This is a genomic window from Larkinella fluvii, assembly GCF_051857545.1.
Lineage (GTDB): Bacteria > Bacteroidota > Bacteroidia > Cytophagales > Spirosomataceae > Larkinella.
Window position 1 is genome coordinate 189,830 of record NZ_JBPZHB010000008.1, and the last position, 25,123, is coordinate 214,952.

General features: G+C 53.4%; 15 protein-coding genes. All 15 read left to right on the forward strand.

What is annotated here, in order from left to right; genetic code table 11:
- Window positions 1-3 precede the first annotated feature (3 nt).
- The 15 genes from ACS5NO_RS21925 (at window position 4) to ACS5NO_RS21995 (ending at window position 25,115) form a co-directional block, all read left to right on the forward strand.
- Complete coding sequence (locus ACS5NO_RS21925; RefSeq protein ID WP_439417121.1) at window positions 4-1,227, forward strand: class I mannose-6-phosphate isomerase; 1,224 nt, start codon at window positions 4-6, stop codon at window positions 1,225-1,227.
- Between the two features lie 134 nt (window positions 1,228-1,361).
- Window positions 1,362-2,393 (forward strand): sugar phosphate isomerase/epimerase family protein, encoded by a 1,032-nt coding sequence (locus ACS5NO_RS21930; RefSeq protein ID WP_114407370.1) that lies wholly within the window; start codon window positions 1,362-1,364, stop codon window positions 2,391-2,393.
- 124 nt (window positions 2,394-2,517) lie between these two features.
- A complete protein-coding gene (locus tag ACS5NO_RS21935; protein ID WP_421826736.1) occupies window positions 2,518-3,681 on the forward strand; it encodes a Gfo/Idh/MocA family protein in 1,164 nt (387 codons plus the stop codon).
- A 435-nt stretch (window positions 3,682-4,116) separates the two neighbouring features.
- The gene (locus ACS5NO_RS21940) at window positions 4,117-5,607 is read left to right on the forward strand and encodes a sugar ABC transporter ATP-binding protein (protein ID WP_439417122.1); all 1,491 of its coding nucleotides are present in this window, start codon (window positions 4,117-4,119) and stop codon (window positions 5,605-5,607) included.
- Between the two features lie 23 nt (window positions 5,608-5,630).
- Complete coding sequence (locus tag ACS5NO_RS21945; RefSeq protein WP_439417123.1) at window positions 5,631-6,614, forward strand: ABC transporter permease; 984 nt, start codon at window positions 5,631-5,633, stop codon at window positions 6,612-6,614.
- Between the two features lie 229 nt (window positions 6,615-6,843).
- Window positions 6,844-7,797 (forward strand): sugar ABC transporter substrate-binding protein, encoded by a 954-nt coding sequence (locus tag ACS5NO_RS21950; protein ID WP_439417124.1) that lies wholly within the window; start codon window positions 6,844-6,846, stop codon window positions 7,795-7,797.
- Window positions 7,798-7,936: 139 nt separating this feature from the next.
- Complete coding sequence (locus ACS5NO_RS21955; RefSeq protein WP_439417125.1) at window positions 7,937-10,261, forward strand: PSD1 and planctomycete cytochrome C domain-containing protein; 2,325 nt, start codon at window positions 7,937-7,939, stop codon at window positions 10,259-10,261.
- 5 nt (window positions 10,262-10,266) lie between these two features.
- The gene (locus ACS5NO_RS21960) at window positions 10,267-11,721 is read left to right on the forward strand and encodes a DUF1501 domain-containing protein (protein ID WP_114407376.1); all 1,455 of its coding nucleotides are present in this window, start codon (window positions 10,267-10,269) and stop codon (window positions 11,719-11,721) included.
- Window positions 11,722-11,763: 42 nt separating this feature from the next.
- Window positions 11,764-13,935 carry a c-type cytochrome domain-containing protein gene (locus tag ACS5NO_RS21965; protein ID WP_439417126.1) on the forward strand — a complete coding sequence of 724 codons (2,172 nt, stop codon included), beginning with the start codon at window positions 11,764-11,766 and terminating at the stop codon, window positions 13,933-13,935.
- A 66-nt stretch (window positions 13,936-14,001) separates the two neighbouring features.
- Window positions 14,002-14,610, forward strand: a complete 609-nt coding sequence (locus ACS5NO_RS21970) for an RNA polymerase sigma factor (protein WP_439417127.1) — start codon at window positions 14,002-14,004, stop codon at window positions 14,608-14,610.
- Between the two features lie 109 nt (window positions 14,611-14,719).
- Complete coding sequence (locus tag ACS5NO_RS21975) at window positions 14,720-15,847, forward strand: FecR family protein (protein WP_439417128.1); 1,128 nt, start codon at window positions 14,720-14,722, stop codon at window positions 15,845-15,847.
- Window positions 15,848-16,092: 245 nt separating this feature from the next.
- Window positions 16,093-19,482 (forward strand): TonB-dependent receptor, encoded by a 3,390-nt coding sequence (locus ACS5NO_RS21980; protein WP_439417129.1) that lies wholly within the window; start codon window positions 16,093-16,095, stop codon window positions 19,480-19,482.
- 20 nt (window positions 19,483-19,502) lie between these two features.
- The gene (locus ACS5NO_RS21985; protein ID WP_439417130.1) at window positions 19,503-21,041 is read left to right on the forward strand and encodes a RagB/SusD family nutrient uptake outer membrane protein; all 1,539 of its coding nucleotides are present in this window, start codon (window positions 19,503-19,505) and stop codon (window positions 21,039-21,041) included.
- Between the two features lie 262 nt (window positions 21,042-21,303).
- A complete protein-coding gene (locus ACS5NO_RS21990) occupies window positions 21,304-23,652 on the forward strand; it encodes a PSD1 and planctomycete cytochrome C domain-containing protein (protein WP_439417131.1) in 2,349 nt (782 codons plus the stop codon).
- Between the two features lie 5 nt (window positions 23,653-23,657).
- Window positions 23,658-25,115, forward strand: a complete 1,458-nt coding sequence (locus tag ACS5NO_RS21995; protein ID WP_150880749.1) for a DUF1501 domain-containing protein — start codon at window positions 23,658-23,660, stop codon at window positions 25,113-25,115.
- The last annotated feature ends 8 nt before the right edge of the window (window positions 25,116-25,123 follow it).

Below are 25,123 nucleotides of genomic sequence, written 5' to 3' on the forward strand. Positions count from 1 at the left end.
TTCATGGAAACAACCGAAAAAGTGAGTGTAGCTCAAAAAGCATTAGAACAGGGACAAGGCATTCTGCGGCTGGCTCCGACCTGGGTGCCCCGGTCTTTCTGCGTACCCGGACGCCGGATCAAGTTACATCCCGATGATTATTACGTGCTGGGCGGTGAACGCGGTGGCATCGACGAACGCTGGCTGTCCTCAACAACCCCCGCCAAAAACGGCCCGCTGACCGGTGAAAACGAAGGTTTGAGCCAGGTGGTGTATTCGGATGGAACCACCGAAGAGAAGATCTTGCTGAAAGATGCCATCGATGAACTGAAAGGCGAATTGATCGGCGACCGGCTGTGGAACGAATACGGTGCCTGGCCGATGTATTCCAAGTTTTTCGATAACATGGGGCCACTCCCCCACCACCTCCACCACAACGACGAGCAGGCTGCGCTGATCGGGCAGTTGGGCAAACCGGAAGCCTATTACTTCCCCCCACAACTGAACAACCACGGCGGTGATTTTCCGTATACATTCATCGGTATTGCGCCTGGCACCAGCAAGGAGCAAATCAAGGAATGCCTCCAGAACTTCACCAAAGGCGATAATAAAATCACGAATTACTCGATGGCCTACCGGCTCGAACCGGGAACGGGCTGGGATGTTCCGCCCGGACTGCTCCACGCACCGGGCAGTTTGTGTACCTACGAACCGCAGAAAGCATCGGACGTTTTCGCGATGTACCAGTCGCTGGTCAACGAAGCCATCATTCCGGAAGAACTGCTCTGGAATGGCACCCCAAAAGACCGCATCGGCGACTACGACCAACTGATGGAAGCCATCGACTGGGACCTGAACGTCGATCCGCAGATGATGGCCAACCGGTATATGGTTCCGAAACCTGTGAAAGATACCGCCGAAATGGAAGCCGAAGGCTACCGCGAAGTCTGGGTTTGCTATAAATCGGACGCGTTCAGTGCCAAGGAACTGACGGTGTTGCCGGGCCAGACCGTGACCATCAAAGACAGCGCGGCTTACGGCATCATCGTCATGCAGGGACACGGCAAAATGGGCGTTTGGGACATCGAAACCCCGGCCCTGATCCGCTACGGCCAATTGACGAACGACGAATTTTTCATCAGCGAAAAAGCGGCTACAGAAGGTGTTACGATTGTTAACCCCTCATCCACCGACCCCATCGTCATGCTGAAACACTTCGGCCCGGCGAATCCTGATTTAGTTTTATAAGTTTTCGGTTTTCGGTATACAGTTTTCGGTGGCTGGCGCACGAATTAAAACCCGTATGCAAGCATGCGTCAGCCACCGTAAACTGAAAACCGTAAACCGTAAACCGCATAAAAACCTTAAACCATATACCCTTCATGAGCACGAATAATTATCCTAAACTCCACAACGCCACCTGGCCTGGTGTTGTCGGAAAAGGACCGGATTCTGAACCCCTGATTCCAATCGACACGATGCTGGAACTGACAGCGGCTGCGGAAGTAGACGGAGTGAAGTTCGACGGCGTCGATGTCGGTCTTTTCGATCCCAGCATCGATATCAATGACCCAAAAGAGGGGGCTAAAAAACTAGCCGATAAAGTAGCCGCGCACGGTCTGGTGATCGGTTCGTTGGTGGCCCCCATCTGGGGAGGCCCGGTTTTGGGGACGAAAGAAGACCGCGCCGTTTTTGTCGACATGGTGCGCAAAGCCTGTCAATACGGTCAATACCTGAAAGAAATTGGCATTCGGCCCTACGGCGTGATTCGGATCGACTCCGCCAGCTCGCCCGAAGCCTGGGCGGCTGATCCGGTTGGAAACACCAAAATCATCGCTGAAACCTTCCGGGAAGCCTGCGATGTGGCGGCCGAATACGGCGAAAAACTGGCGGCTGAAGGCGAAATCTGCTGGGGTGGTATGCACAGCTGGCGGGCGATGCTTGACACGCTCGAAGCCGTCGACCGGCCGAACATGGGCTTTCAGGCCGATATGTCCCATACCTTCCTGTATCTGTTAGGCTACAACAGCCCACAGGACCGGATTTTACCCGCCGATTTTGAGTGGAGCGACCGGGCAACACTGGAAGAAGGTCTGAAAAAACTGACCAACGCCCTGCGCCCCTGGACCATCGACTTCCACGTTGCGCAAAACGACGGAACCGTTCACGGAACCGGCTCGCATGACAAAACCGGTCGCCATTGTCTGGCTACCGACCCCAACGGCAAACTCGACATCGCCCACGACGCAGGCTATTGGCTGCGCGACGATACCGGCGAACTGACCAAAGCCTTCAAACACATCTGCTGGGATGGCTGTATGTTCCCGAACGAGGTCATGTATAAACAACAGACCTGGAACGACATCCTCGCGGCTTTGATTAAAGTCCGTAATCAGCACGGCTGGTCAGAATAGGGTTACGGTTTTCAGTTTACGGTTTTCGGTTGGCTGACGCCAGCTTTAACAGAATGCGTCAGCCAACCGAAAACCGTAAACTGAAAACCGTAAACGACAAACTCTAAAACCATAAACTGAACGAATGGCAACGAAAAAAGAACTCAGAATTGGATTGATCGGGACCGGTTTCATGGGCCGGACACACTCCAACGGATATAATCGCGTACCCAATTTTTTCCCTGAACTGGAATACACCCCGGTTTTGAAGGCGGTTTGCTCGCGCAACGCCGAAAAAGTGCAGGCTTTTGCCGATCAGTGGGGCTACGAATCCATCGAAACGGACTGGAAAGCCCTGATCGCCCGGGATGACATCGACGCGGTGGACATCTGTACACCGAACGACACCCACGCCGAAATTGCCATTGCTGCGGCTGCGGCAGGTAAAATGATTCTCTGCGAAAAACCGCTCTCCCGCAATCTGGCCGAAGGCGAACAGATGGTGGAAGCCGTTGACAAAGCCGGGGTTGCCAACACGGTTTGGTACAACTATCGTCGTTTGCCGGCGGTTTCACTGGCGAAACAGATCGTGGCTTCCGGGAAACTGGGTCGGATTTTCCACTACCGCGCCAACTTTTTGCAGGACTGGACCATCAATGCCGACGTTCCGCAGGGCGGCACCGGCACTTGGCGCATGGACCTGGAAGCCGCCGGTTCGGGCGTAACGGGTGATTTGCTGGCCCACTGCATCGACACGGCGATGTGGATCAACGGCGGCATCACGGATGTGTCGGCGGTGACCGAGACGTTTGTGAAAGAACGGATGCACGCCCTGACCGGGAAAGTACAACCGGTCGGCATCGACGACGCCTGTATTTTTCACTGCCACTTTGAAAACGGTTCGCTGGGTTTGTTTGAATCGACCCGCTATGCCCGTGGTCATAAGGCGCTGTATACGCTTGAGATCAACGGCGAACATGCGTCGATCCGCTGGGATCTGCATGACCTGAACCGCCTGGAATATTTCGATCACTCCGACGAGTCAATTGTGCGTGGCTGGCGTTCCATCCACGTCACGGACGGCGATCAACCGTACATGGACAAGTGGTGGGTGCCGGGTCTGGGCATTGGCTACGAACACGGTTTTGTGCACCAGGTGGCCGATTTCCTGAAAAGTCTCGAAACCGGTGAGCCTTGTTCACCCACATTCAAAGACGCGCTGGAAACCCAGAAAGTGTGCGAAGCGGTAATCAACTCCGCCAAATCGCGAAGCTGGCAGGATACGGGCGTCGAATGGACGGAGAAATAATTCGATGGATCATCCCTACGGGACTTGTCACATTCGATCCCTGCTTTTTTCGGCGGGTTAAAACCCACCGCTACAAGATGATTCATCCCTCCGGGATTGTAAATTTGATAATCCCGGAGGAATAGATCATCTTGTAGCCTCCGGTTTTAACCGGGATTGCATGAACAAGGTTAGACCTCAAATCCCGGAGGGATGAATCATCTTGTAGCCTCCGGTTTTAACCGGGATGGCATGGACAAGGTAGACCTCAAATCCCGGAGGGATGAATCATCTTGTAGCTTCCGGTTTTAACCGGGGGACCTGGATTATTACCTCATTTGTCAAAACCGTTTTAACGGTTTTCCGGGTTCGTACGGAAACCGTTAAAACGGTTTTGGTTTAGTCAATACTTATTCCCCGTGTCCCACGGTTAAAACCGTGGGTTAATATACACTCATGAATCCAAATTTTATCCTTACCGTACGCGGATTGACCAAAACCTTTTCGGGCGTCAAAGCGCTGGACCAGGTGCAGTTGAACCTGCGGAAAGGCGAGGTTCATGCGTTGATGGGCGAAAATGGAGCCGGAAAATCCACCTTCATGAAGATTCTAATTGGGCTTCACACGCCCGATTCCGGGGAAATCATCTTCGAAGGTAGCAACTTGAAAGCCAGCGATGTGAACGAGGTTCTGAAAAAGGGAATCTCCATGATTCACCAGGAAATTCTGATCGTTCCGGAACTGACCGTTGCCCAGAACATCTTTCTGGGGCGGGAATCGAACCGGGGCTTCTTTAGCTGGATCGACGAAAAAAAACTGAATCAAAAAGCCGGTGTTCTGCTGGAGCAAATGGGCGTCACGATTTCGCCCACAATCCCCATGAAATACCTTAGTGTGGCCGAAATGCAAATGGTGGAAATCGCCAAAGCCATTTCCAACGACGCCAAAGTGATTATCATGGACGAGCCGACCTCCGCGCTGTCCGACAAAGAAGTGGCTACCCTCTTCGGCATCATCCGGGATTTGAAGAAAAAAGGCGTCGCCATCATTTACATTTCCCACAAAATGGACGAAATATTTGAAATCTCCGACACCATAACGGTCTTGCGGGATGGCAACTACATCGACACCAAACCGGCCGCCGAGCTGGACACGCCAACGCTGATCAAGCTGATGGTGGGCCGGGAAATTGACAGCCTGTTTCCGGATTCGGTTGCGCAGAAAGGCACTGAAATTCTGTCAGTTAAAAACCTCAGCCGGGCCGGAAAATTTTCTAATATTACGTTTGCGGTTCACGCCGGGGAAGTGCTGGGTATCGCCGGTTTGATGGGCGCGGGCCGCACCGAAATTGCCCGTGCCATTTTTGGCCTGGACCCCGTTGACAGTGGTGAAGTATATTTGAAAGGAAATCAACTTATTATCAAGACTCCACAGGATGCCATTCGATCCGGCATTGGGTATGTTAGCGAAGATCGGAAAAAACTGGGGTTTATTCCCGGCATGTCGGTAAAGCACAACATGACGCTGGCGAGTCTGCCGAACCACGCCAAAGGCCTGTTTATTCAGGACAAAAGCGAGACGGAAACGGCGGCCCAAATGATCGCCGACCTGCGGATCAAAACCGCCGGGGCGGATCAGAAAGTGACATTTCTGAGTGGTGGAAACCAGCAGAAAGTTGTGATTGGAAAGGTATTGCTGGCGTCACCGGACCTGGTTATTCTGGATGAACCGACACGCGGAATTGACGTGGGGGCCAAGTTTGAAATTTATAAATTGATTAATCGGCTGGTTTCCGATGGCATTGCCGTGATCATGATTTCGTCCGAATTGCCCGAAATTCTGGGCCTGAGTGACCGGATTCTGGTGCTGTCGAAAGGAAAACAAACCGCTTTACTGACCAAGGCAGAAGCGACGCAGGAGACCATCCTGCAGTACGCCGTGCATTGAATCATTACGCATCCTAAACCTGAATGGAAAACCCTGTTCAAACCGACCGCAACCCGGTTGGGATATCGACCAAAAAACGCATCCGGGGGATCGGCCAATACGGTATTTTCATTGCCTTCATCCTGATTTGCCTGGTTCTTTCGGTCGTCACGCCCAAATTTCTGACGGTTTCCAACCTGACGATTGTTGTCACGCAGGTGTCGATCAATGCGCTGCTGGCCTTTGGGGTTACGTTTGTGATCATTACGGGCGGCATTGATTTGTCCATCGGTTCCATCGTGGCCGTTACGAGTGTGGTAGCCGCGTCCTTCGCCCATCCGGATACCTATCCCGTCGTCGTACCCATTCTGACCGGTTTAGCCGCCGGTTTGATCCTCGGTGCGTTCAACGGGTTGGTCATCACCAAAAGCAAAGTGCCGCCTTTTATTGTGACACTGGGAACCATGACCATCGGCCGGGGCCTGGCCCTCATTCTGAGCAAGGGCCGTCCCGTGTCCAACCTCTCTGATTCCTTTAATTTCATCGGTGGCGGGCATCTGCTGGGCATTCCGACCCCGATTCTCATCCTGATCGTGTTTTTTATCATCTGCTCGGTGGTGCTCAAAAAAACCGTGTTGGGCCGCTACATGTACGCCGTGGGTGGCAATGAACAGGCCGCTCAGGCATCAGGCATTCAACTGAATAAAGTCAAAATGGTGGTATACACGCTTTGCGGAGGACTCGCGGCTCTGGCCGGTATCTTGCTGACGTCGCGCATCACCACGGGCCAGCCCAACGCCGGCGTCGGTTTCGAGCTGGACGCGATTGCGGCCGCCATCATCGGCGGAACCAGCACCTCGGGCGGAACCGGCACCATGACCGGAACGCTGATTGGGGCGTTGCTGATCGGCGTCATCAGCAACGGGCTGGATTTGATGAATGTCACCTCGTATTACCAGCAGGTCGTGATGGGTATCATCATCATCGGAGCCGTGGTTCTGGATAGTTTGAATCAACCGAAAAGCTAATATTTTAAAACCCCGGCGGGGTTAAATGTTGATAGCCAATTGAAAAGTCCATGTTCAAAGCCCCGGCAGGGGCGTTCTGAAGGCAAATCCATTTTTAGGACGCCCCGCCGGGCTTTGAGGTTTATGGAAAACGTTCTATTGACATTTAACCCCTTCGGAGTTTGAACTGAATCAGTTTAACAGAAATCAACTTTACAAACCTTCCAGAGAATAGGAATAATAAAACAAGATGAAACAAATTACCTTCTTTTCTATTTTTGTTACCTTCTTCACTACCAGCCTGCTAACAGGTTGCAACCAATCTTCATCGGGCGAAAAAACCGGCGAAACCGGCGACAAAAAACTGACCGTGGGCGTGACGATGCTCAGCATGCAGAACGAGTTCATTGTCAACGTCAGTGACGAGATCGACAAAAAAGCGAAAGAATCAAATGTGGAACTGATCACCGTCGATGCCGAGCGTTCGGCTCTGAAACAGATCGAGCAGGTGGAGAGCTTTATTGCGCAGAAAGTCGATGTGATCATCATGAATCCCTGCGAAGTGGAAGCCAGCTCGCCCGCGGTGGCGAAGGCGTTGGCCGCCAACATTCCGATCATCAATGTCAACTCCGAAACCACCGCCAAACCGTCAGCCTTCATCGGTTCCGACGACGTAGAATCAGCCCGGATTGCGATGAAATTCATTGCCGAAAAACTGGGTGGAAAAGGCAATGTGGTGATGATGCACGGCTACATGGGCCAGGCTGCCCAGATCAAACGGGAACAGGGCGCGCGGGAAATTCTGAAACAGTATCCGAACCTGAAACTGATTGCCCACCAGACCGGCGAGTGGGATCGGGCGAAGGCCATGTCACTGATGGAGAACTGGATTCAATCGTACGGCACGACCATCAACGCGGTTTTTGCCCAGAATGATGAAATGGGCATGGGTGCCGTCAAGGCATTAACCGACGCCGGATTGAAAGAAAAAGTCATCGTGGTCAGCATCGATGCGATTCCGGATGCGTTGCAGGCTGTCAAGAAAGGGACGCTCGATGCTACGGTTTTTCAGAATGCCGAACAGCAGGGCGCCAAAGCCATCGAAACCGCCATCAAGATTGCGAAAGGGGAAGCCTATGCGAAGGAAACGTTGATTCCATTCCAGTTGGTAACCAAAGAGAACTTGGCTAAATTTATGAAATAATATCACTATGGCACCAAATTGTATCATCTATTGTTACATTATTTCACGAAATTGGACGCGTTTTTAGCGTAACACCAACGCTTCACATCTTCCTAAACCAGTAGGATTCTTCAACTACTACCGAACTAATTTATTTCCTATGCTTAAGCAGTCCTTTTATTTGATCGGTGTTTTGGCAAGTGTTCTCGGGGTGATCCAGGCCTGCAATACGGGTTCAACGCATGGCGTTGAAGACGAAAAATTGCCGGATGTCGTCAGTTATAATTTCGATATTCGCCCCATTTTGTCGGACAAATGCCTGGCCTGCCACGGCCCGGATGCCAATAAACGGGAAGCCGGTTTGCGACTCGATGTGGCCGAAAGTGCCTTCAAAGCGCTGGCCGAAAACCCGACGGCTCACGCGCTGGTGGCCGGGAAGCCCAAATTGTCGGAGGCTTTTCTGCGCATTACCACACAGGATACCTCCCTGCTGATGCCTCCTCCGGCGTCTAATCTTAAATTGTCGACCCGCGAAATCAACCTGATCGAAAAATGGATCAAGCAGGGAGCGAAATATGAAAAACACTGGGCGTTTGTGGCACCTAAAAAACCGGCCGTTCCGGAGGTTGACCAGACCGACTGGCCCAAAAACGAGATCGACCATTTCATTCTCCACAAACAGGAGCAGAAAGGATTAGCCCCCAACGAAGAGGCCGACAAAGAGCGTTTATTGAAACGACTGAGCCTGGACTTGACCGGTTTGCCGCCGTCGTTGCCCCTGATGGATCAGTTTCTGGCCGACAACAGCCCGAATGCCTACGAAAAAGCCGTCGATCAGTTGCTGAAAAATCCGGCCTACGGCGAAAAAATGGCCCTGCACTGGCTCGATCTGGCCCGCTACGCCGATTCGCATGGTTATCAGGACGATGGCTACCGGACGCAGTGGCCCTGGCGCGATTGGGTGATCCACGCGTTCAACAAAAACATGCATTACAACGACTTCGTCACCTGGCAATTGGCTGGCGATTTGTTGCCCAATGCTTCGAAAGAACAACTGCTGGCGACCGGTTTTAACCGGAATCATAAAATCACCGAAGAAGGCGGGGTTATTCCGGAGGAATACCGGATTATGTACGTCACCGACCGGACGGATTTGTTCGGAAAAGGGCTCATGGGCGTGACGATGGAATGTGCACACTGCCACGACCATAAATACGACCCGTTCTCCCAGAAAGAATACTACCAGCTTTTTGCGTTCTTTAACAACGTGAAAGAAGTGGGGATCGAGTCGGTGATTGGGGGCCCCGAAACCTACGCCAAGAAACCGTTGATGGAAATCAGTGACGACGAGGTCAAAAACATCCTGACGTTTGTCAACAAACCGGATACCAACCGCTTGATTGTGTCGGTCATGGGCGATATGGACCCCGATACGATGCGCAAAACGTACATTCTCAAGCGGGGTGTTTACGACGCGCCGGGCGACGAAGTGGAACCCGGAACGCCGTCGTCCATTCTGCCTTTCAACAAAAACTATCCTAAAAACCGCCTGGGCCTTTCGCAGTGGCTGTTCGATAAAAAGAATCCGCTGACGGCCCGCGTGTATGTCAACCTGCTGTGGCAGGAATTCTTTGGGAAGGGCATCGTGAAAACCTCCGGCGATTTCGGGATGCAGGGCGATCTGCCGTCGCATCCGGAATTGCTGGACTGGCTGGCCGTCGATTTTATGGAGCACAACTGGGACATCAAACGACTGGTGAAACAGATGGTGACCTCGGCTACCTACCGCCAGTCGGCGGTGGTGACGCCCGAAAAGTTGAAAAACGACCCCGACAATGTCTTGCTGGCGCGTGGCCCCCGCTACCGGATTCCCGCCGAGTTCATCAAAGACCTGGTGTTGTCGAGCAGCGGTTTGCTGAACAGGAAAATTGGTGGTCCCAGCGTCAAACCGTATCAGCCCCCCGGCTTGTGGGAAGGCGCGACTTCGGGCCGCGGGCTGCTGTCGACCTACAACCAGGATCACGGGCCGAGTCTGTACCGCCGGGGGATGTACACGCTCATCAAGCGAACCGTCCCTCCCCCATCAATGGCCATTTTCGACGCCAGCAACCGGGATTTGTGTGAGGTGAAACGGCTGAAAACCAACACGCCCTTGCAGGCTTTGGTGATGATGAACGACCCCACGGTGCTGGAAGCGTCCCGCGTGCTGGCGGCCAATCTGTTGCAGGAAAACAGCGCGTCGAAGGATAAAATCAGCAAGGCGTTCCGCCTGATTGTGGGTCGAAAACCCAAAGAAAAGGAAATCGACATGCTGACGGCCTATTACGAAAAAGGGCTGAAGGAAATCAAAAAACCGGTCGCGGAAAAGGCCCTGGCGGTGGGCGAATATCCGATTCCGGAGAAAGTGGACAAGACGAAACTGGCCGCGATGATGCGGGTGATTTCGACAATTTATAACCTGGAAGAAACCATTACAAAGACGTAGTGATCATGGAAAAGGAAATCTTAGAACACGGCTTTAATTTCAACCGGCGTCGCTTCTTATCCCGCTTGAGTTTAGGACTGGGCAGTGCGGCTTTAGGATCGCTGATGATCCCCGATCTGTTTGGCGGCAACAGTACCGATGAAGAAGGGCTTACGCCCGGCATTCCGCATTTTGCGCCCAAAGCCAAACGCGTTATTTACCTGTTCCAGAATGGTGCACCCTCGCAGCAGGAATTGTTTGATTACAAACCCAAGTTGCGGGAAATGCTGGGGCAGGAAATTCCGCCGTCGGTGCGGGGAACACAGCGGCTGACCGGGATGACCGCCAACCAGGCGTCGTTTCCGCTGGTGGGTTCGTTCGTGAATTTCAAGCAGTATGGTCAGTCGCGGGCGTGGGTAAGTGACCTGTTTCCGTATACCGCTAAAATCGTGGATGATCTGTGTATTGTGAAATCCATGTTTACGGAAGCTATCAACCACGATCCGGCGCTCACGTTTCTGCAAACCGGCTCGCAGCAGGGCAACCGCCCGAGCATGGGGTCTTGGCTGAGCTACGGGCTGGGCAATGAAAATAAAAACCTGCCGAATTTTACAGTGCTGCTGTCACGCGGCATCGGCAACGGGCAGGGCGTGTATTCCAAACTCTGGTCGAACGGTTTTCTGGATTCGATTCACCAGGGCGTGCAGTTCAGCAAGGGCGAAGATCCGGTGTTGTACCTGCGCGATCCCGAAGGCATGGACCGGCACGCGCGCCGGGATATGCTGGACAATCTGGCGGAACTCAACGATCTGGCGTATCAAGAATTTGGCGATCCGGAAATTACGGCCAAAGTAAAACAATACGAAATGGCGTACCGGATGCAGACGGCGGTTCCTGAAGTAATGGACCTGTCGAAAGAGCCGGACGACATCATCAAGCTCTACGGCCCGGACTGTCTGGTGCCCGGCACGTTTGCCGCCAACTGCCTGCTGGCCCGGAAGTTATCCGAAAACGGCGTGCGGTTTGTGCAGTTGTATCACCAGGGCTGGGATCAGCACGGCAACCTGCCGTTCGAAATTGCCAAACAGGCCAAGGACGTCGATCAGGCGTCGGCGGCTCTGGTGACCGACCTCAAACAACGCGGTTTGCTGGACGAAACGCTGGTGATCTGGGGCGGTGAATTTGGGCGGACCAGCTACACCCAGGGCAAGCTCACGGCCGATAACTACGGACGCGACCACCACCCGCGCTGCTTCACGATCTGGATGGCCGGGGGTGGTATCAAACCCGGAATGGTGTACGGCGAAACGGATGAACTGGGCTATAACATCGCGCAGAATCCGGTTCACGTCCACGATTTTCAGGCGACGGTGTTGCACCAGTTGGGTCTGAATCACGAAAAATTGATTTTCAAACACCTGGGTCGCCGGTACCGTTTGACGGATGTTTCCGGCAAAGTGGTCCGGGATATTCTGGCCTGATCAGTACCCTACTATTCCTAACCCACTGGATTCCTTGTTGTGATGACTAAAAAGGTCAAAAGTCTGGCCGAGCAGGCGTTGTTTGCTTCAGCCATTTTTATTCTGTTTCTTCTGCTTTTCGAGAGTAAGATTGTGGTGCCGACCTGGGTGCAGCCCCTTGGGCGGATGCACCCGCTCTTTCTCCATTTCCCCATCGTGATCCTGTTGCTGGCGATGGCAATGGAACTGTTTCGGTTCAACGCTTCGTATGCCGCTAACGAGTTTTACCGCGGTTTTTTATCCAACTTGCTCCTGGTTGGCGTTTTATCAGCCGGTATTACGGTCATCATGGGCCTGTTTCTGTCCAAAGAAGACGGTTATTCCGGGGAAGTGTTGCAGTGGCACAAATGGTCGGGCATCGGCCTGTTCTACCTCTCCTGCCTGATTTACTGGAGCCGCAACCGGGATTGGTACCAAGCCACGGTGGCCCGGTCGGGGGCCATTCTGGCCGTTGTTTTCCTGATTGGCGCGGGGCATTACGGGGCGGTTTTAACCCACGGCGACAACTTCATTACCGGCCCGATCAGCAACCCGACCGTTGAACCGGTGGCCCTCGATCAGGCGCTGGTGTTCGACCACGTCATTCAACCCATTTTCCAGCAGAAGTGCATCAGTTGCCACAATCCGGAGAAGCTGAAAGGCGAACTGAACATGGCCGACGTCGATGCCCTGCTGAAAGGCGGCAAATCCGGCAAACTGTTCAAAGCCGGTTTCCCCGACCAGAGCCTGTTGCTGCAGCGTATTCACCTGCCGCTGGAAGAGAAAAAACACATGCCGCCGACGGGTAAAACACAGTTGACGGCCGACGAAATGACGCTGCTGGCACTCTGGGTGAAAAGCAAACCGGATTTCAAGAAAAAGGTCATCGATTTACCGCCCACCGATTCTTTACGGCGCATTGCTGCCACCCTGCTCAAACCCGCCGAACAGCAGGAAGTGGTCTATGAATTCGATGCGGCTGACGAAGAGACGGTTCAGAAACTCAACAACGATTACCGGACGATTGCCCCCCTGGCCCGGGAGTCACCGGCGCTGGCGGTCAATCTCTACAACCGGAACACCTATTCCGTGGATAAACTGAAGGAACTGAGTGACATCAAACAACAGGTCGTTTCGCTGAGCCTGAACAAACTGCCGGTAAAAGATGCGGATTTGAAAACGATTGCCCAGTTTGAAAACCTGCAAAAGCTGGACCTGAATTTCACCGACATTACCGGAAAAGACCTGCAAGAACTGGCGGCTCTGAAACACCTCAACACCCTGACCTTGTCGGGCACCAAAGTAACGTATGCCGACTTGCAGAAACAGATCGGCGATTTCAAAAGCCTGAAAACCGTCTCGCTCTGGGAAACCAAACTGTCGGTTTCGGAGATTCAGCAATTGCAGAAAGCCAATCGAAATATCGCGTTTATTGCCGGGTTTAAGGACGACGGCAAAAACCCGATTACGCTGAACCCTCCGCAGATTAAAAACAGTTCGACGATTTTCGACAAACCAACGGCCCTGCAACTGAAGCACCCGATCAAAGGCGTTGAGATTCGCTTCACCACCGACGGCACCGAGCCCGACAGCATCCACTCGCCGGTTTTCAACAACCAGACGGTGTTAACGGACAGGGCAACCATCAAGGCCCGGGCGTTCAAAGACGGCTGGTTCGGCAGCAGTACGGCCACCTTCGATTTTTACAAGAGTGCCTACAAACCCGACAGCGTCAATCTGTTGCTGCCGCTCAACCGCGTTCACCAGGCGGAGGGGGCTAAATCGCTGTTTGACCACAAACTCGGTACGTTCAACGCCAACAGCCCGGCCTGGGCCAATAACTGGACGGGCGTCCGCAACAACGACATGGTGCTGGTGGCGGAATATAAAAAACCGGTCACGGTTTCCTCCGTGGCCCTGCGCATCATGGTGGAAGAAGCCACGGGTATTTTTCCGCCGGGCACCGTCGAAATCTGGGGGGGCGACAGCCGCGACCAGATGAAACTGCTCACGACTGTCAAGCCAAAAATGCCCGCCAAAGGCGACACGCCCTCGATCCCGAACGTGACCTGTACGTTCAAACCGCAATCGCTGGCCTACATCAAAGTGGTCGCCAAACCGTGTACGTTGCCGGAATGGCACGGCGGCAAAGGCAAACCGGGACTGGTGCTGGTGGATGAGATGTTTGTGAATTGAAAACAGGCCAGTAAAGACACGCACATTTTCAAGTGTTTAGAACCGCATGTTAATGGGTAATGGCATATGGATCAGAAGAAACACCCCTTCAATCGACCCGCAGAACTTGTTGTATGGCAACAGTTTCTGTCTGGCGATACCGTGGCTTTTGCCTATCTGATGTCTTCTCATTTTCAGGTTCTGTTTCGGTATGGCAGTAAATTTTCGAAAGACAAGGAGTTTGTCAAGGACTGCATTCAGGACCTGTTTCTGATCATTTGGGAACGACGTGACCGACTCAGTGCGGAGGTGGCGGTGAAGCCCTACCTGATGGCCTCGCTCCGCCGGCTGATGAACCGCAGCGGACAATCCCGAACCGGTTTATCGACTGAGTTTCCCGGCGAAAACCAGGAGGGCTTTGACATTGAATATTCGGTCGAAGAAGAGTACATCGAACAGGAAAGCGTCCGGGTCGTCACCCAACGTTTCAAAAAGCTGCTGGATGAACTTCCCAAACGGCAGAAGGAAGTTATTTATCTAAAATTCTTTCAGGAAATGGACCGGAACCAGATTTCGGAGGTGATGGACATTTCTCCCCAAACGGTATCCAATCTGCTTCAGATTGCCATCAGACAACTAAAGGAATACTGGAAAGTGGAATTCTTAACGCTGCTTCTGGTCCATTTTTACGGATAACCGGATCAGACCAGTTGGCAACATTCTATTTTTTTTCAAAATAATTCTACTTCTTTTGGTATCGCGGCCGTGATTTCGTCTATCGTATGGTATAGATGAACAGGTAGGTATGGATCAGTACAGAAGTTTCAAAACCGGCGATTTTGTCTGGGATCCTTTTTTTCGGCAGTGGGTTCTTTCGCCCAGCAGCGAGACGGATTTCTTCTGGCATCAATGGATGCAGGAAAATCCGGACCGCGCCGACCGGATTCACGAGGCCCGAACCGTTGTGTTGTCTCTTCAGGTAAACGAACCTACGCTGCCCGCACACGAAATTGAGCAGGTTGTCAAATCGACGATTTCGAGAATCAATCAGCCGTCATCCTCAACTCCGGAATACAGGCAGCGGCCTTTACCGGTTTATAACCGTAGCTGGTTCCGGGTGGCCGCGTCGGTCAGCCTTATTCTGCTGGCAGGATGGCTGGCTTTCCCCTATCTCCGTTCCGAGCGGCCATCCACCCGGTTGGATGCGCCCTTCACGATTGCTAACAATCAGACATCGGCCGTCACCGATACCGCGAATACATCATCCCAACCGGTCGTGATCCACCTCGACGATGGCAGTACTGTAACCCTCGCGCCCGCCAGTCGGATTCACTATGCCAAAAACTTCTCAACCCCCAAACGGGAAGTCTACCTCAACGGAGAAGCTTTTTTTGAAGTCGCCAAAGATCCGGCCCACCCTTTTTTGGTTTATGCCAATGGACTGGTTACCAAAGTCTTAGGAACTAGTTTTACGGTGAAAGCCTACGAAAGTTCGCGGGAAGTGATCGTTGAAGTAAAAACCGGACGCGTTTCGGTGTTTGCCCAGTCGGATCCCAAAGCAAAGGAAAAAGCCATCAATCGCGAACTGGAAGGGGTCGTTCTTTCCCCCAACCAGAAAATTGTTTACAAAACGAACGATGTACGGATGCGAAAAACCCTGGTGGAAAAACCCGTGTTGCTCAAGACCGTTGTTCAGCCTTCGTTTCACTTTGAAGACAAACCTGTGAATGAAGTTTTCGCTGCGCTCGAAAAAGCCTACGGTGTTCCGATCATTTATGACAAAGACCTGATGATGGACTGCCCCTTAACGGCTTCCCTGGACAGTATGGCATTATATGATCAGCTAACCATTATCTGTAAAGCCATTGAGGCCCGGTATGAGCTGGTGGAAGGGCAAATTGTTATTCACGGCAAGGGATGTAAAACGAATTAAAGCGTACCTGTCAAGCGGGTTTATAAACTGGCTGAATTCTTTTTCTGATCGAAATAACCTAAACCCTTAAAACTTTATGCGGTATGATGATCCCAAAAACCTGCAATCTGAAAAGGTGCCGGGCTGAGTTCGTTCGGTCCGGTTAAATCCCAACGCATTTTTTCAAAACTGCTTTTCATGCTACTCCCCGAAAAAGGGAGCCGGGAAAACTATTGCCTGTTCAAACTCCTATACCCTTAACTTTTATGAAAAAACCCCTACAGATTCAACCGTTCGTCTGTCGAATCTTCTGCCGAACCCTGGGTCTCACTGCGATTCAGACCTTGTTCGCTTTTTGCTTTGCCGGACTGGGCTACGCCAGCGACGGCGTAGCCCAGTCGCTTCTTAATCAGAAAATCACGGTTAGAGCGCAGGAAATGGAGATAAAAAAGGTATTAAGCCAGGTGGAACGGCAGGTAGACGTCCGTTTTGTGTTTAGCTCGAAACTGATTCAATCCAGCCGAAAAATCACCCTTTCTGCCGAAAACAAACCGCTTCAACAGGTATTGGACCACATCCTGAGCCCACTGGGATTGCAGTACGAACTGACCGGAAAAGTCATTATTATCAGACGCGAAGAAGCAGCACCGCTACCACTCCCTCCGGTGGGCCAGGTGGCCCCCAAGCGTACGGTTTCCGGAAAAGTGCTCGATGAAACCGGCAAAGGATTACCCGGTGTCAGCGTCGTTGTGAAAGGAACGCAGCGGGGTACGATTACAAACGGAGAGGGGGATTTTCAGATGGAAACGGAAGACAATGCCACCCTCGTTTTTAGCTTCGTTGGCTACAAAAGCCAGGAAATGACCGTAGGCAACCAGAGCACCTTTTCCATTACGCTTGCTCCGGAAGACCGGGCGCTGGAAGAAATCGTGGTGGTGGGCTACGGAACGCAGAAACAACGGGAAGTCACCGGTTCCATTGCCTCGTTGCCCGCAGCCCAACTGGAAGACCAGCCGGTGGGTCAGTTGGCTCAAAAGCTTCAGGGACGCATTGCCGGTGTCCAGATCAACCAGGCTTCGGGCACACCCGGCAGCGGAATGGCCATCCGGATTCGCGGGGCGGCCTCCATCAATGCTGGTAACACACCCCTGTATGTGGTCGACGGCTTTCCGATTGTGGGCGGTATCAACAACATCAACCCCAACGAAATCGAAAATTTCTCCGTCCTGAAAGGCGCTTCGGCGGCTGCTTTATACGGTTCGCGGGCGGCCAACGGCGTGATTCTGATTACCACGAAACAGGCCAAAGAAGGCCGGACCACCATCCAGTTCAGCGCCACCTACGGCCTTGCCCAGGTTCCGCAGCGGGGGCGGGCCAAGCTCATGAATGCGAAGGAGTTTTTACAGGACCGGAAAGAAATTTTTGAAGACAAAATTAAATACGAAGGCTACACCGGCGGTATCCCGGCGCTGTATCAAAACCCCGAAGCCTATACCGGAAAAAGTACCGACTGGTATAACGAACTGTTGCAGACGGGCGGGCAGAACAGCTATAACCTCTCCATTTTATCAAACAAAAACAACTTCAGTTCGGCCACCACCCTGGGCTATTACAAGGAAAAAGGGGTGGTGCTGAACACCAATTACGAGCGGTTTTCCCTGCGGTCCAACAATCAGTACAAGATCAACGACTTCGCCCGGGTTGGCATCAACATTGCCCCAACCTATCAGCGCAGTCTGAATCAGGAAACCGACGGTTTTTACAGCACGCTCTATTCGGCCATCATCACGCCCCCCATCTTTTCGCCCGATGACAAAAACCCCGACGGTTCTGTCAAACTCAGTTTTACCGGACCGGGGCTTTTTACGTTTCCGAACTGGAAAAAAACCTTGTTGGAAACCACCAACCGGACCAACTCGACCCGGATTTTGAGCAATGCCTACGCCGAGATCGACTTTCTGAAAAATTTCCGGTTTAAAAGCTCCCTCTCGCTGGATCTGGAAAGCCGCAAACAGCGGATTTTCAACCCGTCGACGGCGGGCGGCATTTTTGCGCCCCCGCCCAAGCTGGCCACCGGCTCGTATGAAACGAATGAATACACCTCGTGGCTGACCGAAAATACCCTCAATTACAGTAAATCCTTTGCGACAGACCACCATGTCGAAGCCCTTGTGGGGTATTCGGCCCAGCAGTTCCGGCAGGAAACCAACCGGCTCACGGGCACCAGCTTTCCGGACGATGCCGTTACCTGGATCGACGCGGCTGCCATCAAAAACGGGAACAGCAGCTCAACGGAATGGTCGTTGCTCTCGATGTTTAGCCGGGTGAACTACAACTACAAAGGAAAATACCTGTTGGCCGCTTCCATTCGCCGGGATGGCTCTTCCCGGTTTGGATCGGCAAACCGCTGGGGTTCTTTCCCCTCCATATCGGCGGGCTGGATTATTTCGGACGAAGGTTTTGCTCAAAAATGGAGCAGCGTGAGTTACCTGAAATTACGGGCCGAATACGGAGATGCCGGCAATTTTAACATTGGTAATTACAGCCAGTTTGGCAACATCGTCTCCACCAATTACCTATTCGGAAATGCCCTCGTGCAGGGACGAAGCCCCAACACGATTGGCAATACCAGCCTAACCTGGGAAACTACCACCGGAATGGACATTGGACTGGATGTGGGGCTGCTGAACGACCGGATTTCGCTGACGGCCGATTATTACAACAAAAGAACCAAGAACATGCTGTATCAGGTGGATATTCCGACTGGAACCGGTTTTTCCAACATCCAGGACAACATTGGCGAATTCCATTTCTGGGGGTATGAATTTGGCGCCACCACCCGCAATCTGGTTGGTACACTGAAATGGACAAGCGATTTCAACATTTCGTTCAACCGCAACAAGGTCATCAAGTTAGGAACCAACGACACGCCCATCGGCGGCATCGGCAACTATTCCAGCACGATCTGGAAAACCGAAGTGGGCCATCCAATCGGGCAGTTCTACGGCTATGTGTTCGATGGCATCTACAAAACGCAGGAGGAGTTTGATTCGCAGCCCAAACACAGCACGTCCAAGGTGGGCACCATGCGCATGAAAGACATCAACGGCGACGGGATCATCAACACCCTGGATAAAACGTACATCGGCAACCCCAATCCGAAATTTGTGTATGGCATCAACAATACGTTTGCCTACAAAAACCTGGATCTGAATGTTGTGATTTCGGGGGCCTACGGTGGAAAAATGTACTATGCGCTGGCGGAATGGACCGAAACCCTGGAAGGGATTTTCAATGTCGAAACGTACATGAAAGACCGCTGGCGGTCGCCCGAAAACCCCGGTGCCGGTATTGTCGGACGGTCACTGTCAGGAACCACCGAATTTCCGCGCAATGTGCAGGACCGTCTGGCGCTCGATGCTTCGTACCTGACCGTAAAAAACATCACACTGGGCTACACCCTGCCGAAAGTATCGCGCTACATCACCAAATCCCGGATTTTTCTGAGTGTGCAGCAGGCGCTGGTCTTGACCAAATACAAAGGAGCCAATCCGGAAGCCAGCTTCAACGGACTGAGCGGCCTGAGCGAAGGGGTCGACATCAGCCCGTATCCGGTTCCACGGACATTTGCGCTGGGCCTGAATCTGAATTTTTAATCGTATCGAAAATCAAAGACATGAAAAAGCTCCTGTATCTATCGCTTTTAACGACCCTGCTCCTGATGGGTTGTTCCGAAGATTTTCTGGAACGCGTGCCGGAAAGCTCCGTAACCTCCGGTAATTTTTACCAGACCGAAGCCCAGTTCGAACAGGCCATGGTGGGTGCCTATGCGGCTGTCCGGGACGCCAAAGGATCGATTGCCGCCTGGTGCATGGGCGAGATGCGATCGGACAACACGCACCTTGAGTTCAACAACACCAACCGCGGACCGGCCTACATCGAACGGGAGTATACCGATTTTTTTCTGGATGATGTGACCAGTACGCTCGTCGCCGACAAGTACAACCGGTGTTACGTCGGCATTGCCCGCGCCAACAGCATCATCGACTATCTGCCTAGCGCGGGGCTGAGCCAACAGGTGGCCGACCGGCTGACGGGGCAGGCCCGGTTTCTGCGGGCGTTGTTTTACTTTGATCTGGTGCGGTATTTTGGCGGGGTTCCGCTGTACCTGAAAGCCGTATCGGGCGCCGGTGATGCCTATCTTCCGCGTTCGTCCGTCGAGGAGGTGTATAAAGTCATTGTCGACGATCTGAAAGACGCCATTGCCAAACTACCGGCACCGGCATTTCCGCAAACAGGACGCGCCACGCAGGCAGCGGCCAAAATGCTGCTGGCCGATGTGTATCTGACGCAGAAGAATTTTGCGCTGGCCGAAACCGAATTGAAAGGGATTACTCCGATGGGCTTTGCGCTCCTGCCCGACTATGCCTCGGTTTTCAGTTTGTCGAATAAAAACAGCCGGGAGTCGCTGTTCGAGATTCAGTACCAGCAGGGCAATCAGGGGCAAAACAGCAACTTTCTGTATCCGTTTCTGCCCCTGGCTTCGGATGTCAGCAAGATCACCGGCATCACCTCCCAAAACCGACAGGGGGGCGGCTGGAACGTGCCGACCTTCGAGATGATCGGCACCTACGAACCCGGCGACAAGCGGCTGGAAGCGTCGATTGGCATTGCGGAAGGAACCGGTGTAGTGGGCGACATGGCTATTGAAACCCTGAAAAGCCCGGTTGGCTACGTCAAACCGGCGGGTAAAAGGGCGTACCCGTACATCAAAAAGTACCTGCACGCCCACAGCCTGGAGCAGAATACCGACGACAATTTCCCGGTTTATCGTTATTCCGATGTGCTCCTGGGGCTGGCCGAAGCCCTCAATGAACAAAATAAAGGTACCGAAGCGCTGACCTATCTAAATCCGGTTCGGGTGCGGGCGGGTCTGGCCCCGTCGACGCAAACCAGTCAGGCGGCTTTGCGGGACCTGATCGCCCACGAACGGCGCGTTGAATTTGCCTTTGAAAACAAACGGTGGCTGGATTTGGTCCGCACCGGCAAAGCCATCGAGGTGATGAACAAGAACGGGGAGTACATCAAGGCGTTTCATGCCGGCGAATCGTATCTGCCCGGTACCAGTTACGCAGTGACCCAGAACCGTCTGCTTTTTCCGATACCCAACCGCGAAATATTAATCGGAAAGCTGCAACAAAATCCGGGTTATTAACGCGGAATGTAGGTAAAAAACACGATTAACCTGTTTTATGAATGAGACGCTCCAGGGCGGTTTGTTTATAAAACAGGTCTTTCGCTTTTGCCCCTAAATCCCCTAAAGGGGACTTGAACGCGGAATTTTCCAGATGCTAAAGTCCGGCTCCGGCCGCCCGGCCTTTAGGGGATTTAGGGGCAATTTGTAAGTTCAACAGAATTATTAGACGTAAGTCCTAATAAAACAGGTCATTTAAATTTTAGTCAGTCCAGACGTTACAATGAAAAGGCTTTCTTATTTGCTGTTCATGGTGGCCGGTGGTGCAGGTGCTTTCCAATCCTGCTCTACGGGCTTGTCGAGCGGGTCAGCGGAGGAGAAACTACCGGAAACCGTCAGCTACAACTTTGACATTCGGCCCATTCTGTCGGATAAATGCCTGGCCTGCCACGGACCGGATGCCAACAAGCGGGAAGCCGGTCTGCGGCTCGATGTCGCCGAAAGCGCCTTCAAAGCCCTCGCCGAAAACCCGACGGCCCACGCGCTGGTAGCCGGGAAGCCCGAACTGTCGGAGGCTTTCCGGCGCATTACCACGCCGGATACCTCCCTGCTGATGCCGCCCCCGTCGTCTAACCTGAAGCTCTCCACCCGCGAAATAGACCTGATTGAAAAGTGGATCAAACAGGGGGCGAAGTACGAAAAACACTGGGCCTTTGTGCCGCCCCAAAAAGCCGCCCTGCCGCCCATCGATCAGACGGCGTGGCCACGGAATGAAATCGATTATTTCATTCTCCACAAACAGGAGCAGAAAGGCCTGGCCCCCAACGAAGAATCCGACAAGGAACGCCTGCTCAAGCGCGTCAGTCTGGACCTGACCGGATTGCCGCCCACCTTGTCGATGATGGATCAGTTTCTGGCCGACAACAGTCCAACAGCCTACGAAAAAGCGGTCGATCAGTTGCTGAAAAGTCCGGCCTACGGCGAAAAAATGGCGCTGCACTGGCTGGATCTGGCCCGGTATGCCGACTCCTACGGCTATCAGATGGATAATTTCCGGACGCAGTGGCCCTGGCGGGATTGGGTCATTCATGCCTTCAACCAGAACATGCCGTACGACCGGTTTATCACCTGGCAACTGGCGGGCGACCTGCTGCCCGTACCGCCCGGTGGTGCATCCAGCAAGGAGCAACTCCTGGCCACCGGTTTTAACCGCAACCATAAAATCACCGAAGAAGGGGCCGTCGACGAAGAAGAATACCGGGTGACCTACGTGACCGACCGCAACGACACCTTCGGCAAAGGGCTGCTGGGCATCACGCTGGAATGTGCACATTGCCACGACCATAAGTATGACCCGTTTTCGCAGAAAGAATATTACCAGCTCTTCGCCTTTTTCAACAACGTCGATGAAATGCGCTCCAAATACACGGCCATCGACCCCGCCGTCGGCAAACCGGAGTCGTATGCCAAAAAACCGCTGATGGAAATCAGTAACGACGACGTAAAGAGCCTGTTGAAGTTTATCAACAAACCGGATACCAGTCGCCTGATTGTATCCGTCATGGGCGATCTGGACACGCTTCGCAAAACGTACATTCTGAAACGGGGCGTTTTCGATGCCTACGGCGACGAAGTGCAGCCCGGCACCCCCGCGTCCATTCTGCCTTTCAATGCTAATTATCCCAAAAACCGGCTGGGCCTTTCGCAGTGGCTGTTCGACAAAAAGAATCCGCTGACGGCCCGCGTCTACGTCAATCGCATCTGGCAGGAGTTCTTCGGGCGGGGTATTGTCAAAACCGCCGGTGACTTCGGCATGCAGGGCGAGCTTCCCTCCCATCCGGAACTGCTGGACTGGCTGGCCGTCGACTTTATGCAGCACGGCTGGAACATCAAACGGCTGGTCAGGCAGATCGTCACGTCGGCCACCTACCGCCAGTCGATTGTCGTTAGCCCCGAAAAGCTGCGGGCCGATCCGGAGAACGTGCTACTGGCCCGGGCACCGCGTTACCACATTCCGGCCGAACTGGTGAAAGATCTGGTGCTGGCGAGCAGCGGTCTGCTCAACCGGGCCATCGGTGGCCCCAGTGTAAAACCATATCAGCCAGCCGGGCTGTGGGAAAGCGCCACCGCCGGGGGCGACGGCATGTTGTCGACCTACAACCAGGATCACGGCCCGGCTTTGTACCGGCGCGGTATGTACACGTTCATCAAGCGAACCGTTCCGCCCCCCTCCATGGCCATTTTCGATGCCAGCAACCGTGACCAGTGCGAAGTAGGCCGGAGCAAAACCAACACGCCTTTGCAGGCCCTGGTAATGATGAACGACCCCACGGTGCTGGAAGCTTCGCGGGTGCTGGCGGCCCGTCTGTTGCAGGAAAACACCGGGATGGAAACCAAAATCGGCCAGGCCTTCCGGCTGATTGTCAATCGAAAACCGACCCAGCCCGAACTGAGTGTACTCGTGACCTATTTCGGGGAGGAAATGCAAACGATAAAAACGACGGAGATTGAAAACGTGCTGGCCGTCGGGGAGTATCCGGTTCCCGAAAAGATCGATAAAAAGCGGCTGGCGGCTCTGATGCGCGTGGTATCGATGATTTACAACCTGGAAGAATCCATTACTAAATCCTGACCGTTATGGAAAAAGAACTGCTGGACCATTTGCTGACCTTCAACCGGCGTCGGTTTTTCTCGAAACTGAGTCTGGGCCTGGGCAGTGCTGCGCTGGGTTCGCTGCTGATACCGGATCTGTTTAGCAAAAACAGCGATTCCGACGAGCCTGATTTCATTCCCGGAACCCCGCATTTTGCGCCAAAGGCCAAGCGGGTCATTTATTTATTCCAGAATGGCGCCCCCTCTCAGCTCGAAACGTTTGACTACAAACCCAAATTACGGGAGCTTTTTGGCAAAGACCTCCCACCGTCGGTACGGGGAGGGCAGCGACTCACCGGTTTTACGGCCACCCAGGCCTCCCTGCCCCTGGCCGGATCGTTCGTCGATTTCAAGCAGTATGGGCAGTCGCGGGCGTGGGTGAGCGATCTGTTGCCGCACATGGCCAGCATTGTGGATGATCTGTGCATTGTGAAATCCATGCACACCGAAGCCATCAACCACGACCCGGCCATCACGTTTTTCCAGACCGGTGCCCAGCAGGGCAACCGCCCGAGCATGGGGTCGTGGCTGAGCTACGGACTGGGCAATGAAAACAAAAACCTGCCCAATTTTACGGTATTGATTTCCCGGGGAAAAGGCAACAGCCAGGGGGTATATTCCAAGCTGTGGTCGAACGGTTTTCTGGATTCGATTCACCAGGGGGTGCAGTTCAGCAAGGGCGAAGATCCGGTGTTGTACCTGCGCGACCCGGAAGGCATGAGCCGCCAGTCGCGCCGAAAAATGCTTGACCGCCTGGCGGAATTGAACCAGTTGGCCTACGAGGAAGTGCATGATCCGGAGATCAATGCCAAAATCAAGCAGTACGAAATGGCATACCGGATGCAAACCGCCGTGCCGGAAATTACGGACCTGTCGAAAGAACCGGATGACATCATCAAGCTCTACGGCTCCGACTGTCTGATTCCCGGCACGTTTGCCGCCAACTGCCTGCTGGCCCGGAAGTTATCCGAAAACGGCGTGCGGTTTGTACAGTTATACCACCAGGGCTGGGATCAGCACGTCAATTTGCCCGTAGAGATTACCGGCCAGACCAAAGACGTCGATCAGGCATCGGCGGCTCTGGTGACCGACCTCAAACAACGCGGACTGCTCGACGAAACGCTGGTGATCTGGGGCGGTGAGTTTGGCCGCACCTGCTTCAGCCAGGGCAAGCTGACGAAAGAGAATTACGGTCGCGACCACCACCCGCGCAGCTTCACGATCTGGATGGCCGGGGGCGGTATCAAACCCGGCATGGTATACGGCGAAACCGACGAATTCGGCTATAACACCATTGCCAACCCCGTTCACGTCCACGATTTTCAGGCCACGGTGTTGCACCAGTTGGGCCTCAATCACGAGAAGCTGGTTTTCAAACACCTCGGCCGCCGATACCGGTTAACGGATGTTTCGGGGAAGGTGGTGCGGGATATTTTGGCGTGATTCCAGTA